Below are 14048 nucleotides of genomic sequence, written 5' to 3'. Positions count from 1 at the left end.
ACGATATGAACATTGAGGGTTGTCTCAGAATGTCAGTGTGTTAGGGTATAGGGCACTCTTATTTTCTATTAGGACAACTTTAGCGTTTGATAATAAACCAAAGGAAACAGCGAATTGCATGGCAATTAAACTAGAAGTTAAAAATTTATATAAGATATTTGGTGAGCACCCGGAACGCGCATTTAAGCTGATAGACAAAGGTTTGACGAAAGACCAGCTGCTGGAAAAAACGGGGTTATCACTTGGCGTCAAGAACGCCTCTCTGGCCATTGAAGAAGGCGAGATATTTGTCATCATGGGGCTTTCCGGTTCCGGTAAATCCACCTTGGTACGCCTTCTCAATCGTCTGATAGAACCCACCCGCGGTGAGGTGCTGATTGACGGCGAGGATATATCCAAAATATCCGATGCTGCGCTGCGCACCGTACGGCGTAATAAGATCAGCATGGTGTTCCAGTCATTCGCTTTAATGCCGCATATGAACGTATTAAATAATACCGCATTCGGCATGGAATTAGCGGGTATTCCTTTACAGGAACGCCAGGAAAAAGCGTTGGACGCTTTGCGTCAGGTTGGGCTGGAAAATTATGCCAATGCCTATCCCGATGAACTGTCCGGTGGTATGCGCCAGCGTGTCGGCTTAGCCCGCGCCATGGCTAACGATCCGGATATATTGTTAATGGATGAAGCCTTCTCTGCGCTGGACCCATTAATTCGTGCCGAGATGCAAGATGAGCTCGTCAAATTACAGGCGAAACATCAGCGCACCATCGTCTTTATTTCCCACGATCTGGATGAAGCGATGCGTATTGGCGATCGCATTGCCATTATGCAAGGCGGCGAAGTGATCCAGGTGGGTACCCCGGATGAAATATTAAATAATCCGGCCAACGATTATGTGCGCACCTTCTTCCGCGGCGTCGATATCAGCCACGTTTTCAGTGCCAAAGATATCGCCAAACGTCGCCCGGTGACCCTGATCCGTAAGACCCCCGGTTTTGGTCCGCGCTCTGCGTTGCAGATCCTGCGTGATGAAGACCGTGACTATGGCTACGTGCTTGAACGCGGCCAGAAATTTATCGGCGTGGTATCGATAGACTCTCTCAAGCAGGCGCTGGCGGCCAATCAAACGCTGGACGATGCCTTGCTGGATGCCCCACTGCCCGTTCCGGCGGATATGCCGCTGAGCGAGCTGATCTCACTGGTAGCACAGGCTCCTTGCGCCGTGCCGGTGGTCGGGGAAGACAACAACTATATCGGTATTATTTCCAAAGGCATGCTGCTGCAGGCTTTAGATAAAGAGGGCCCTACGAATGAGTGATAATCAGGATCCATGGGCAACAGCTGCCACATCCCCTAACGACGCCTCGGCAACTCAGGCTGCTACCAGCAGCGATCCCTGGTCAACCGGCGCACCGGCAGACAGCGTACCCCACGATGCCGCTAATCAGGCCGCATCGAGCGCTGACTGGCTTAACAGCGCCCCAGTGGAGCCCGAGCACTTTAGCCTGCTGGATCCGTTCCACAAGGCTTGGGTGCCGTTTGACAGCTGGGTCACCCACGCCATTGATTGGCTGGTGCTGCACTTCCGTCCGCTGTTCCAGGGCATTCGTGTGCCGGTGGATTTCATCCTCAGCGGTTTCCAGCAGTTTTTGTTGGGTATGCCTGCTCCAGTCGCCATTTTGCTGTTCTCGCTGATCGCCTGGCAGATATCCAGCCTCGGCATGGGAGCCGCCACGCTGCTGTCGTTAGTCGCCATCGGCGCTATCGGGGCCTGGTCACAGGCAATGGTCACGCTGGCGCTGGTGCTCACCGCCCTGTTCTTCTGTATCCTTATAGGTCTGCCGTTGGGCATATGGTTGGCACGCAGCAAACATGCCGCCAAGGTGATCCGGCCACTGCTTGATGCCATGCAGACCACACCAGCCTTCGTCTATCTGGTGCCGATCGTCATGCTGTTCGGTATCGGTAACGTGCCGGGGGTAGTCGTCACGATCATCTTCGCCCTGCCGCCCATCGTGCGTCTGACGATCCTGGGCATCAAACAGGTGCCGGAAGATCTGATCGAAGCCGCCGAATCCTTCGGCTCCAGCCCGCGCCAACTGCTGTTTAAAGTGCAGTTGCCGCTGGCCATGCCAACCATCATGGCCGGGGTTAACCAGACGCTGATGCTGGCGCTGTCGATGGTGGTTATCGCCTCGATGATCGCCGTGGGCGGTCTGGGCCAGATGGTGCTGCGTGGCATCGGCCGCCTGGATATGGGGCTGGCCGCCGTGGGTGGCGTCGGTATCGTTATTCTGGCCATTATTCTCGATCGCCTCACCCAGTCACTGGGGCGCGATCGCCGCAGTAAAGGGCTAGGCCGCTGGTATACCCACGGCCCAATCGGGTTGATCGCTCGCCCGTTTATCAAAAAAGCCTGATCGCACTTCCCGCCAGCGGCTTACTGCACTGGCGGGCTATCTCCAAACAACATCAATAACAGAGGAAAAACTATGCGCACTACAGGGATCTGGGCTATTGCCCTTACCACACTGCTTGGTTCACAGGTTGCTTCCGCTGCTGATTTGCCAGGAAAAGGTATTTCGGTACAACCGATACAGAGCACCATCTCCGAGGAGACCTTCCAAACGCTGCTGGTCAGCAAGGCATTGGAAAAACTCGGTTATGACGTGAAAGAGCCGCGTGAGGTGGACTACAACGTGGCCTACACTTCCATCGCCGCTGGGGACGCCACTTTTCTGGCGGTGAACTGGGATCAGTTACACGCCGATCAGTATCAGGCCGCCGGGGGCGATAAAAAATTCTATCGCGAAGGGGCTTACGTCAGCGGTGCCGCTCAGGGCTACCTGATCGACAAAAAAACCGCCGAGAAGTATCACATTACCAACGTTGAGCAACTAAAAGATCCGAAAATTGCCAAGCTGTTTGATACCAACGGTGACGGCAAGGCCGACTTGACCGGCTGTACCCCGGGCTGGGGCTGTGAAACGGTGATTAATCACCATATTGACGCCTATGGCTTGGGCAAAACCGTGGAGCATAATCAGGGCAACTACGCCGCCATGATCTCCGATACCATCACCCGCTTCAAAGAAGGCAAGCCGGTGCTGTATTACACCTGGACGCCTTACTGGGTCAGCGATGTGATGGTGCCAGGGCGTGACGTTGTCTGGCTACAGGTGCCGTTCTCTTCCCTGCCGGGCGAGCTGAAAGATGTCGATACCAAGCTGCCGAACGGGGCCAACTATGGCTTCCCGGTCAACAACATGCATATTGCCGCCAATAAACAGTGGGCGCAGGCCAACCCTGCCGCCGCCAAGCTGTTTGCCATCATGAAACTGCCAATTGCCGACGTCAACGCGCAGAACCTGCGGATGCATGCAGGCCAGTCATCCGAAGCTGACATCCAAAACCATGTCAATGGCTGGATCAAGGCTCACCAGGCCGCGTTTGACGGCTGGGTGAAAACCGCCGCCGAAGCCGCCAAGTCATAATAAGCCCTCACCCCAACCCTCTCCCACAGGGAGAGGGAGCTGTTAGCCCCTGCTCTTTTGGAAGTAAGGGGCTTTCTCAGCAAACTCGATTGTCCCCTTATCCAAGGTATATCTCAGCAAACTAGATTGCCCCCTTTTCCAAGGTAAATCACCGAATTTTCAGACCCGCTCGATCGGTTCCCTCTCCCTGTGGGAGAGGGTTAGGGTGAGGGCCCGTTTTCTTTGCTTAACTGTCCGACATCCCTCCTGCGGCATACTGATAAAAATTATACATTGCCTTAACATTCTGTTGTGTCTGATACTTTGATCACAAATTTCCATTATTGAACAATTATGAACCAACCAACCGAACACCCGGGGCTTAGCCCTGCACTGACGCTGTTAATCGCGATGGCCACCGGCCTGGCGGTTGCCAGCAACTACTACGCCCAGCCGCTGCTGGAAACCATCGCACAAAACTTTAATCTCTCGGTTAACCAGGCCGGATTTATCGTCACCGCGGCCCAGCTAGGCTATGCGGTTGGCCTGCTGTTTCTGGTGCCGTTGGGCGATATGTTTGAGCGCCGCGGGCTGATCGTCTTTATGACGCTGTTAGCTGCCGGGGGCATGCTGATCACCGCTTCCTCCAGCACCTTATCGATGATGATCCTCGGTACGGCCCTCACCGGCTTGTTCTCTGTCGTGGCCCAGCTTTTAGTGCCACTCGCCGCTACCTTGGCGCACCCGGCAAAACGAGGTAAAACCGTCGGCGTGATCATGAGCGGCCTGCTGCTCGGCATTCTGCTGGCACGTACCGTCGCCGGTGCTTTGGCGGCCCTCGGCGGCTGGCGTACCATCTACTGGGTGGCCAGCGTGTTGATGATCCTGATGGCCCTGCTGCTGTGGCGCGCCTTGCCACGCTATAAGCTGCATTCCGGTCTGAACTACCCGCAGTTGCTGAAATCCATCTTTTCCCTGTTCTGCTTCACCCCGTTGCTGCGTACCCGCGCGATCATCGGCGCTTTATCATTCGCCAACTTCAGCGTGCTGTGGACCTCAATGGCTTTCCTGCTGGCTTCCCCACCTTTCAACTATTCCGAAGGTGTAATTGGGCTATTTGGTCTAGTGGGTGCTGCTGGCGCCTTGGCTGCCTCACGTGCCGGTCATCTGGCCGATAAGGGCAAAGCAGGGCTAACCACCAGCGTCGGATTGGTGCTATTGCTGTTGTCGTGGATCCCGATTGCGTTGGCACCGTACTCTCTCTGGGCGCTGATTATCGGCATTTTGGTGCTGGATCTGGCGGTGCAGGGGGTGCATGTCACCAACCAAAGCGTGATTTACCGCATCATGCCGGAGGCGCGTAATCGCCTGACCGCCGGTTACATGACCAGCTATTTTATCGGGGGTGCCGTGGGTTCAGTGCTTTCCGCCGCCGCTTATCAACATGCTGGTTGGAACGGCGTAGCGGCGATTGGTGGCGTATTGTGCGTGCTGAATCTGCTGACCTGGTGGCGTGGCAAGCGCTATGACCCGCAGGGTCCGGCCACTATCTAGTTAGCAAGAAAATAATAACTCAGGAAATTTATTAGGCCGCAGGGTGTGAAAATTACTTACACTCTGGTAATATTGTCGCGGTAAATTATTGGCGACCTATGCACCCTGCGCCCCGGACCACCATGAACGACCTTACTCAGGTAAGTTTTCTTTCTATCCCCTCCGCAGGATGCCGTAGTGCCCCGCCCAGTGACTTAAACAAACCTTACCTATCTCAGCCTGCGGAACGGCAGAATTTGTGCCTTCAATCACAAGACCTTAGAGTCTGTGGCGTTAAGCATTTACAAACAACTTACAAATGACACGAATTGCTAAATTATTCCCCTGGCTGAAGATTTACATTATTAATCACTATCGTTACTATACCGAACGAAATTAATGAGGCACTAAATTATGGAAAGCTCGTTTACCCCCATAGAGCAAATGCTGAATTTCCGCGCCAAACGTCAGAAAGACTTCCCATACCAGGAAATCCTGCTGACCCGCCTGTGCATGCATATGCAAGGCAAGCTGTTGGAAAATCGCAATAAAATGCTGAAAGCACAGGGAATCAACGAAACCTTGTTTATGGCTCTCATTACGCTGGATGCGCAGGAAAACCACAGCATTCAGCCTTCTGAGCTAAGCTCGGCCCTGGGTTCGTCACGCACCAATGCTACCCGCATTGCCGATGAACTAGAGAAACGCGGTTGGATTGAGCGCCGGGAAAGCGATCACGATCGCCGCTGCCTGCATCTGCATATGACCCAGGCTGGGGAAGCGTTTCTCGAACAATTGCTGCCACCGCAGCATAAATGTCTGCACTTTCTGTGGTCTACGCTGAACGACGAGGAGCAGCAGCAGCTTGAAATGCTGACGCGCAAATTGTTGACCCGTTTGGATCAGATGGAAGTTTCAGAACAGTTATCCCAATAATTCCTGTTCAGGTAATCATTTTATGCGATCCCCGTTAAACTGGAGAGTCACCCCGCTGTTCGCCGTTCTATTGCTGGCGGGGTGCGCATCTACCGATAATATTGCCCCGCAATCCAAGATGATGGAACCGCAACAGTTGCAGCTTGCCCAGTCGAAAGTCAGCTCGCTGGCCATCAGCCCGCAATGGTGGCGCACGCTTAACGATCCCCAGCTTGATAGCCTGATGACCCAGACGCTGCAAAACTCGCCTTCGCTGCAACAGGCGGGCGCTCGCGTGCGTGAAGCGCAAAGCGTGGCGGGGGAAGCCAGTGCCGCCAACGGCCCCAACCTGGATCTGAATGCCAGCATCAACCGTCAGCGTGTGGCGCAAAACACCAACCTGGGCTTTGGCTATTTACCCAACCCGGTGTATGAGTCCTCTAACTCCCTGGGCCTGAATCTGGCCTATGAGTTTGACTGGTGGGGAAAATATCGCAATCAGGTCAATGCGGCAAAAGCGCAGATCGACGCCGCACGTGCCGAGCAGGCGCAGGCCGCTCTGACGCTGACCAGTTCGGTAGCTTCAGCCTATTACCAGTTACAGGCGAATTACGCGCTGGAGAATGTGCTGCAACAAGAGGTGGATAATAATCAACGCCTGGCCGACCTGCGCCAAAAGCAATATAAAGCCGGGATCTACGGCGTGGAAATCCCGCAACAGACCCAGGCACAAGCAGACAGTGCCAAGCAGCAGATCATCCAGCTGCAGTCACAGATTGAACAACTGAAACACCAGTTGGCCGCCCTGGCCGGTCTTGGCCCGAATGCGATGCAGTCTGTGCATCCGGTGGCCATGCCAAACGAAGAACAGTTAGCCCCCAAAGGCGAACTCACCGCAGAGTTACTGGGTAAACGCCCGGACATCGTGGCACAGCGCCAACTGGTAGAGTCCTATAACCAACGGGTCAGTGCGGCACGCAAAGAGTTTTACCCTAGCCTGTCGATCTCGGCCTTTGCTGGCTTGACCACCACCAACGTCGGCGGCACCAGCCCGAATCTGTTTGAAGCCGCCAGCCAGGCGTGGGGCGTGGTTCCAGCCATTTCCCTGCCTATCTTCCATGCCGGTGCGCTACGCAGCAAGCTGGGGGAAGAGTCTGCGCTCTACGATCAGGCGGTGGGTTCCTATAACCAAACGCTCGTTAATGCGTTACAGGAAACGGCCGACGCCATCACCATTCAACAGAACAGTAGCAAGCAGCTGCTGCAGGCAACCTCTGCCTCCCAATCCATGCAGGATGTGTACCGGGTCGCCAACGCCAAATACCAGGCAGGGATTATTGGGCGTGATGAACTGTTGACCAGCCAGACGCAGCTATTGCAGCAGCAACAGGCACAACTGAATGCCAGCAGCAACTTGATGCAGGCGAAGATAGCATTGGTACGCGCGTTGGGGGGTGGCTACCAGGCCCCGGCGGCAGCGGAACCTAAAGCATAATTTTAGAGCGTGGAGAATACCATGAGTGCAAGTGCGGAAACTCAAACCCCGCAGCAACCGGCTGGCAAAAAACGGCAGCGTAAATTCTGGCTGCTGCTGTTAACGTTTATTTTTGTAATTATTGGGGTGGCCTATTTAGTTTATTGGTTCCTGGTGCTGCGTCATCACCAGGAAACCGACGATGCCTACGTGGCCGGTAATCAGGTGCAGATCATGGCCCAGGTTTCCGGTAGCGTGAACAGCGTGACCTTCGATAACACCGACTTTGTCCGCAAAGGCGATGTGTTGTTAACGCTGGATCCTACCGACGCCGAACAGGCGTTTGAGCGGGCCAAAACCGCGCTGGCCAACAGCGTGCGCCAAACGCATCAGTTGGTGATCAACGGTAAGCAGTATCAGGCTAACATTGCCCTGCGCAAATCCGAGCTGAGCAAGGTAGAAAACGATCTCAAGCGTCGTATCGTGCTGGGCAACGCCGATGCCATTGGCCGCGAAGAGCTGCAACATGCGCGTGACGCGGTAGACAATGCCAAAGCGGCACTGGAAGTCGCAGTGCAGCAATACAATGCCAATCAGGCGATGGTGCTGAATACTCCGTTGGATAAACAGCCCGCCGTGCTGCAAGCCGCCGCACAAATGCGCGACGCCTGGATGGCACTGCAGCGTACCCGCATCGTCAGCCCAATCACCGGCTTCGTTTCACGCCGTAGTGTGCAGGTGGGGGCACAGATCTCCCCAGGGACGCCTCTGATGGCCATAGTGGCACCGGACCATGTCTGGGTGGATGCCAACTTTAAAGAAACGCAGATCGCCAATATGCGTATCGGCCAAGAGGCCACCGTGGTGAGTGATCTGTACGGCAGCGACGTGGTGTTCAAAGGCAAGGTCGTGGGTATCGATATGGGTACCGGCAGCGCGTTCTCACTACTGCCTGCACAGAACGCGACCGGCAACTGGATCAAAGTGGTGCAGCGTTTACCCGTGCGTATCGAACTGGATGCGCAACAGGTTGCTGAGCATCCTCTGCGTATCGGTCTTTCTACGCTGGTCAAAGTCGACACCACCAATCTGGACGGCCTGGTGCTCTCCGATACGGTACGTCAAAAACCGCTGTTTGAAACCAACGCGCTGACGCTGGATCTGGCACCGGTGAATCAGATGATCGCCGATGTGATCCATGCAAACGCCGGTTAAGCGAGCGGGAGGCTACCTTGGCACAGAAACCGCTTGAAGGTGCCCAGCTCGCCTGGATGACGGTCGCGCTCGCCATGGCGACCTTTATGCAAGTGCTGGACTCCACCATTGCCAACGTGGCGATACCGACCATTTCGGGTAACCTCGGGTCTTCCAACTCACAGGGCACCTGGGTGATCACCTCGTTTGGGGTGGCCAACGCCATCTCCATTCCGATCACCGGCTGGTTGGCGAAACGCGTGGGTGAAGTTCGCCTGTTCCTGTGGTCCACGGCGCTGTTTGCCCTGGCCTCCTGGCTGTGCGGTATCTCCAACAGTCTGGGCATGCTGATCTTCTTCCGCGTGATCCAGGGCATCGTCGCCGGGCCGCTGATCCCGTTGTCGCAAAGCTTGTTGCTGAATAACTATCCCCCCGCCAAGCGTTCGATGGCCCTGGCGCTATGGTCGATGACCGTGATCGTCGCGCCGATTTTCGGGCCGATCCTGGGCGGCTATATCAGCGATAACTATCACTGGGGCTGGATCTTCTTCATCAACATCCCGATTGGGCTGTTCGTGATCCTGGTCGCGATGTCGACGTTGAAAGGCAGGGAAACCAAAACCGAGATCAAACCGATCGATACCGTCGGGCTGGTACTGCTGGTGGTTGGTATCGGTGCGCTGCAGATTATGCTCGATCAGGGCAAGGAACTGGACTGGTTCAACTCGACCGAGATCATTGTCCTGACCGTCGTGGCCGTGGTGGCGTTGGTGTTTCTGGTGGTGTGGGAGCTCACGGACGATCACCCGGTGGTGGATTTGTCGCTGTTCAAATCGCGCAACTTTACCATCGGCTGTCTGTGTATCAGCCTGGCCTATATGCTGTATTTCGGGGCGATCGTGCTGCTGCCACAGTTGCTACAGGAGGTCTATGGCTACACCGCCACCTGGGCTGGCTTAGCGTCTGCGCCGATCGGGCTGCTGCCGGTGATCTTGTCACCGATTATCGGCCGCTTCGGTCATCGGCTGGATATGCGCCGTTTGGTTACCTTCAGCTTCATCATGTATGCCGTGTGCTTCTACTGGCGCGCCTACACGTTTGAGCCGGGGATGGATTTTGGCGCTTCCGCCTGGCCGCAGTTCTTCCAGGGCTTTGCGATTGCCTGCTTCTTTATGCCGCTGACGACCATTACCCTGTCTGGGTTGCCGCCGGATCGCATAGCGGCAGCATCGAGCCTGTCGAACTTTACCCGTACCTTGGCGGGCTCTATCGGCACCTCGATCACCACCACGCTGTGGACCAGCCGGGAGGCGATGCATCACTCGCAGCTGAGCGAGTTTGTGAATCCATTCAACCCGCAATCGCAGGAGATGTACAGCAAACTGGAGCAGCTCGGCATGAGCAAGCAGCAGGCTTCGGCGTATATCGCCAACGAGATCACCGCGCAGGGGCTGATCATCTCGGCCAACGAGATATTCTGGCTTTCGGCGGGGGTGTTCCTGATATTGCTGGCGCTGGTCTGGTTCGCCAAACCCCCGTTCAGTTCCGGGGGCGGCGGGGGCGGAGCCCACTGATCGAGTCACGCCCATAAACTCCAATGGAAGTGGCTAAAGATCTTCTGTGATATGGGGCGGTTCAAAGATGGACCGCCTTATAGAATTGGATGATTATTACTAGGTTTGTAAAGCTCATAGCAGCGCTGCCAGGGCCTCGGCTACTGTAATAACATGAGGTATTTTAGCCGCGACTTGTTCTGACGGTATGCACGATTAATTAAATCTGACTGTCGGCGAAGAGCAGACGTTAGCGCTTTCGGTTCATAATTACGAAAATGCTATTGGATATCTCCATCGAAGGTATAGTGATTCAGACAAAATCCATCAGTTGAAGATACCAATAAGTGCCTGCAGGGAATTGATTTCAATAATGGGGATAGGCACGGTGAGCATCGGTGTTAACGCCATTGAAAGCGCAGTGCCGGCAGTCGCCCGATATGGCAAGGGCCAGAGAGCAGGGGCTCTTGTGCCCCCCTGCTACAGCGTGTTCACTGATGGAGGGATAAATACCACTCGTTTAGCTCTCGAAACGATGCATAAGCTACAGAAAGGCGTCATTTTATTGCAATAATTTTTTCAAAAGTATATAAAAATTAAGCCTCATAGACATTACAAACACATTATAATAACTTGTCAAAATACATAGTCTACAAGGGAGCAGAATGGTGTATACAATCCAAACGGATACAGTAACGAATGACGTTATTAGCGACATTTTTGCCCGGGACTGCGTTCTCTGGCTCACAACCAAAAACTTACAGCCCGGTAGTGAATTTGACTCATTGTTAAACTTGATAGATGGTCCATGGCGAGCAATTTTTGTTGAATCAACTTCCGGAGCTTTTGGTCAGATTCTTGCCGAAAAAGCGCGCACAATATTATCTTCAGGCCAGGCGAATGGATTTAGCCATCTTATCGCTAGTGATCCACTATCACTTACACTTCAGCGCCACTCAAAACCAATTTTCTTTTTAAATGGTCGTGAAGATCTTTCAGGATTAGAGTCTAACAATCTTTCAAAACGGAGCATTGATCGTCGACGACTAAATATGACAGCTCGTTTGAAGGATTTAGAGCCAAGGCGCGTAATTATTGTCGGTGAATGCCCTACCTTAGCGATAGAGGATCTTGCAGATCTCTGGCAAGATGATTTTCGCTCCCTAATCAGCATCGTTTCCACAGATGTAACTGAAGTACAAACGTCGATTGAGAATTTTGAAAAACATACAAATCTAAAGCTCATTCACTGGCTCACCCAAACAGTTACACAATTTACTGACAAGCTCAATGTTAGGCTCGAACAGCTACTAGCAAGCTCCAATATACTTGTCAATGTAAAACTACCAGGAAATATAACAGTAGAGGTTGATCTTAAAACAGCAGAGTTTGCGGAATCTCCTCTTCAAGACTTTTGCGATTTTATTAGAGTCTCGGACACTCTTCCATTAGCAGCCGAGGATTTAAAAGAAGAAGAGTTTCAATCTTTCTTTTCACGCCAAGGTTCTGGATGGAGAAATTATGCGGCTGGACTCCCTTGGATTCCAGATCCAGAACCCCAGAGAAATCTATTAAAAGGGCTCAACAATCAGCTTGCAGATGCTCCAGGGTCAGTACATGTATACTCTATAGTGTCAGAAGCAGGGGCAGGAGGTACGACTCAAGCACGAATACTTGCATTCGCGGTTGCAAAAGAAGGGTTCCCAACTCTTGTTTTAAAACAAGAGTCTCAAATACCTGACGCAATTGAGCTTACTGGTTTCTTTTTCCGAGCAGTGGCCGAGACTTCTGGTCGTGCACTAGAGACTGGACTTACGGACGTGGGTGAGCCAGTGTGGGTGCTAGTTCTGGACGTGCAGCATGCGGACAAATCTACAGACGAACTTGAGCGTTTGTGTGGAGAATTTGTGCGAAGCGGGAGGAAGGTAGCCATTATAAAAGTTACGCCACCAAACCGCCCATTAGACCTCCCCAAACCAATACCTCATCAAGAATTAGTGTACATCCGCCACTCACTTGAATCAGCCCAGGTTTTACATCTTGGTAAACATCTCAACTTATTTCTACGTAGATTTGGCAAAGAAAAAACTGACGAAGAATGGGAGAGATTTTGGCGCTCGCATAGTCCTGAGTTAAACTCAGGCCTTGCAAGCTTCTGGATCACTCTTGAGTTTTGGCTGCGTGGATTCTTAGATATCGGAGAATCTGTTCAAAGTTGGATCATGCAACAGTTTAAATCTCTTCCAACGATAGAGATTCAATATGCAATAATGGAAATTGCATCACTTGCAATTGAAAGAAAATCGACCCCTGAGAGACTATTAAAACCTCTAGCATCACCAAAGTATCCTTGGTCCTATGCTCTAGAAGAAGCACGATCCGAATCACCCGGATTGGGACTTATGGAGGGAGAATCCTTCCCAAATGGGCGCGTCTGGATCATCGCTCACGATTTGCTCGCCCGCTATTTAATGAACGGCATCTGGAATGATCGTTTACTGTGTGAAAAGTTGAGTCTGCCACTATATGAAGACACTATTGCTCTTCGCTTAGCAATGATATCCAAGCTCGCCAGTCGAACGGCAATGGGAGAAGCATTTGCTAGATCGTTTGCGGTTACATTAGCGATGAATGTATTAAAACTGGACGAGAGTAGTGGTAATGCAGAGTTTTTTAAACACTGGAGGTCAGCACTTTCAATTTTAGAAAGTATCCCACTAGAAGTGACTGTTAGTAGCCGCTCGTTCAATCATCACCTAGCTATTTCCAAAAGACGCGTCACCCAGGATGACCTATTCCAAATTGACGATAATGAGAAGCAAAGACTGCTAAAGGAAGCTGCTATATCGGTAGAATTTGCAATAGACAATATCGCGTCAACGCCAGAAGATGAGACCAACTTAAATCTATTCAATACATTAGCTCTGATTTACCAAGATCTAGCCGAGCTTGAGAGAAAAAATGGAGACCAAGTAAGGCTGAATCAGCTTCTCGAAAAATGTAACGAAGTTACCAATAGGGCTCTCAAAGAAAACCCAAACAGCCCCTATGTCCTAGAGACAGTAGCAAAAAATCTCCTACGTCAAGGAATGACGGGCGAGGCATCTAATGAACGGATTGAGTCAGCAGCTAAGGCCTTATCGTTCGTCTTTCAAGCATCTCAACTTGATAGCGCATTTACCCGTAGAATGAAACTTGGACAGTTGGCTGCACAGGCGCTTAAGATACTACGTGATGATAATGCAAGCTCAAAAATAGATAGTTTGTGCGCTCAAGGAATATCCTATGGCTACATAGCTAAGGCTTGGTGCTCTCTACCTATATCAACTGCCCAAGCATCGCTACTGCTTGATGATATTAATGCCGAATTGGCAGCACCAGCTATCGAAATACTGAGAGGCTCGCCAAACCGAGACTGGCTTCTAGTCCGGATACTGTACGATTTAGTAGTAATTGCTGAGCCCAAAAACTTCCAAGAGCAATTACACCTTTTGGATGAGCTATCAGGAACAAAAGGGTATCAGCTTTCATTACAGCAAGTTTTAGAAAGAGCTATATTACTCATGATTGCGGGACAACATAAACAGGCAGATGAAGAGTTTAAATGGCTCAGACCAAGGGTGAAGGAATCACAAACTCCTGTTTTTGTGCCAAATAGGTTGAGGTGGTTGCTTACACCCGAAAGCATGACACGGGCTGTTTGCACAGGGCAAGTAGTCGACAGCGCGGCTTCGTTACGAGGGATGGCTAAGGTTAAGGAACTTAGTAATATTTGGGCTCCTTACAATCCACAAGAGTTTGGGAAAAGCAGAATGGGGCCAAATGAACACTTCAAATGCCAAGTGACCTTTGGAGCGATGGGGCCATTCCTCAAACCTGTTGAAACTAGCCATAGATGAGGAA

The 14048-nt window shown here is 52.2% G+C and carries 9 protein-coding genes; all 9 read left to right on the top strand.

The genetic code is table 11. From position 1 onward, the window contains the following. Positions 1–118: 118 nt before the first annotated feature. The 9 genes from proV (at position 119) to ACX9GU_RS05795 (ending at position 14044) form a co-directional block, all read left to right on the top strand. Entirely contained in the window at positions 119–1321 is a 1203-nt protein-coding gene (gene proV / locus ACX9GU_RS05835) for a glycine betaine/L-proline ABC transporter ATP-binding protein ProV (protein ID WP_021807606.1), read from the top strand. Beyond that, on the top strand, positions 1314–2423 hold the full coding sequence (proW, locus tag ACX9GU_RS05830; protein ID WP_473194118.1) for a glycine betaine/L-proline ABC transporter permease ProW: 1110 nt from the start codon (positions 1314–1316) through the stop codon (positions 2421–2423). The genes proV and proW overlap by 8 nt, the downstream gene beginning before the upstream one ends. Before the next feature lie 72 nt (positions 2424–2495). Then, positions 2496–3497, top strand: a complete 1002-nt coding sequence (gene proX, locus ACX9GU_RS05825; RefSeq protein ID WP_473194117.1) for a glycine betaine/L-proline ABC transporter substrate-binding protein ProX — start codon at positions 2496–2498, stop codon at positions 3495–3497. Positions 3498–3830: 333 nt separating this feature from the next. Continuing rightward, positions 3831–5030 carry an MFS transporter gene (locus tag ACX9GU_RS05820; RefSeq protein WP_174334735.1) on the top strand — a complete coding sequence of 400 codons (1200 nt, stop codon included), beginning with the start codon at positions 3831–3833 and terminating at the stop codon, positions 5028–5030. 393 nt (positions 5031–5423) lie between these two features. After that, positions 5424–5945 (top strand): transcriptional repressor MprA, encoded by a 522-nt coding sequence (gene mprA / locus ACX9GU_RS05815; RefSeq protein WP_021178983.1) that lies wholly within the window; start codon positions 5424–5426, stop codon positions 5943–5945. A 22-nt stretch (positions 5946–5967) separates the two neighbouring features. After that, complete coding sequence (locus tag ACX9GU_RS05810; protein WP_473194116.1) at positions 5968–7419, top strand: efflux transporter outer membrane subunit; 1452 nt, start codon at positions 5968–5970, stop codon at positions 7417–7419. A gap of 21 nt (positions 7420–7440) precedes the next feature. Then, positions 7441–8613 (top strand): multidrug efflux MFS transporter periplasmic adaptor subunit EmrA, encoded by a 1173-nt coding sequence (emrA, locus tag ACX9GU_RS05805; protein ID WP_024484847.1) that lies wholly within the window; start codon positions 7441–7443, stop codon positions 8611–8613. 56 nt (positions 8614–8669) lie between these two features. After that, on the top strand, positions 8670–10166 hold the full coding sequence (emrB, locus tag ACX9GU_RS05800) for a multidrug efflux MFS transporter permease subunit EmrB (protein WP_235050830.1): 1497 nt from the start codon (positions 8670–8672) through the stop codon (positions 10164–10166). Positions 10167–10810: 644 nt separating this feature from the next. After that, complete coding sequence (locus tag ACX9GU_RS05795; protein ID WP_473194115.1) at positions 10811–14044, top strand: hypothetical protein; 3234 nt, start codon at positions 10811–10813, stop codon at positions 14042–14044. Positions 14045–14048: the final 4 nt, after the last annotated feature.

Source organism: Serratia sp. K1WW1 (genome assembly GCF_055790865.1).
Note: the sequence above shows the minus strand (reverse complement) of the source record. Positions and strands in the feature narration are given on the sequence as shown.